Origin of the sequence: Allocoprococcus comes, assembly GCF_013300725.1 — a bacterium.
Classification (GTDB): domain Bacteria; phylum Bacillota; class Clostridia; order Lachnospirales; family Lachnospiraceae; genus Allocoprococcus; species Allocoprococcus comes_A.
On the sequence record NZ_JAAIMM010000085.1, the window covers coordinates 1 to 1,341 of the forward strand.

Here is a 1,341-nt window from a genome sequence, read left to right on the forward strand (position 1 = left end):
TGGTGCTAGAATATAAATAGTACAAGCCAAAATGAGAAATTCCAAATACACATAAGCATGATACAATAGAGGCATGCTGAAGGAGGAGCTCATATGGCAAAGCAACATGACAAACAATTTAAACTTGATGCAGTCCAGTACTATCAGGATCACAAAGATCTCGGAGTACGTGGATGTGCAGAAAATCTTGGCATCGGATACAGCACATTAACAAAATGGCTGAAAGACTTCCGGGAATCAGGTGATATTCCTGTACGTGGTTCTGGTAATTATGCATCTGATGAGCAGAAGGAAATTGCCCGTCTCAGACGTGAATTACGCGATGCCCAAGATGCACTTGATGTGTTAAAAAAAGCAATCAACATTCTGGGAAAATGACGGAAGCCATTTATCTTGAAGTGTCTGAGAAGACGGAAGCTGCCAAAAAGGCTGGACGCCGGGTTTCCGTCTCCGGAATGTTGAAATTTTTAGGTGTCTCTCGCTCAGGATATCTTGCATGGCTCCACCACGTACCTTCTGATACAGAAAAACGTCGTAAAGCTGTAAAAGCAAAAATACAGGATATTTATGATGATTCCAAGCAGAACTACGGTGCTCCGAAAATCACTGTAGAACTTCGAAAAACTGGTGAAGTCATTTCGGAAAGAACCGTTGGTACATATATGCGCCAAATGGGGATCCGTGCTCAGTGGAGCAAACCATGGACGATCACCACAAAAGATTCCGATTTCAGCACTGAATTACAAAATATCCTTGATGAGCAATTTAATCCTGATCGTCCGAATGCAGTCTGGTGTTCGGATATTACCTACATCTGGACAATAGATGGATTTGTCTATCTGACCAGTGTTATGGATTTATTTTCCAGAAAAATCATAGCCTGGACGCTTTCAGAAACACAGGAAGTATCTTACGTGATTGATACTATAAACAAAGCCAAAGCTCGCCGAAATATCGATCAACCATTAATTATCCATTCGGATCGTGGCAGCCAATATGTTGCAAAGGAATATAAAAAAGCAACCGAAAATATGCAGCGCAGTTATTCGAAGAAAGCTTTTCCGTGGGATAATGCATGCATTGAATGCTTTCATTCTATTATCAAACGTGAATGGCTCAATCGCTTTAAAATTCGCGACTATAAGCAGGCCTACCAGTTGATTTTTGAATATCTGGAAGCTTTCTACAATACGAAACGAATTCATAGCCATTGCAACTATATGTCGCCAAACGAATTCGAACGAGTGTATGAAAGAACGCACACTGAGGCTGAGCTTCTGGCAGGTTAAAATGGGGAGAAATTTCTCATTTTAACTTGTACTAAATCTTGACATAGGACCA

Annotated in this window: 2 protein-coding genes; both read left to right on the forward strand. The window is 40.8% G+C overall.

Annotated features, from left to right (window positions below):
- The first annotated feature begins 93 nt into the window (after window positions 1-93).
- Window positions 94-378 (forward strand): transposase, encoded by a 285-nt coding sequence (locus tag G4407_RS16085; RefSeq protein ID WP_005612369.1) that lies wholly within the window; start codon window positions 94-96, stop codon window positions 376-378.
- A complete protein-coding gene (locus G4407_RS16090) occupies window positions 375-1,289 on the forward strand; it encodes an IS3 family transposase (RefSeq protein ID WP_173689683.1) in 915 nt (304 codons plus the stop codon). The genes G4407_RS16085 and G4407_RS16090 overlap by 4 nt, the downstream gene beginning before the upstream one ends.
- Window positions 1,290-1,341 lie beyond the last annotated feature (52 nt).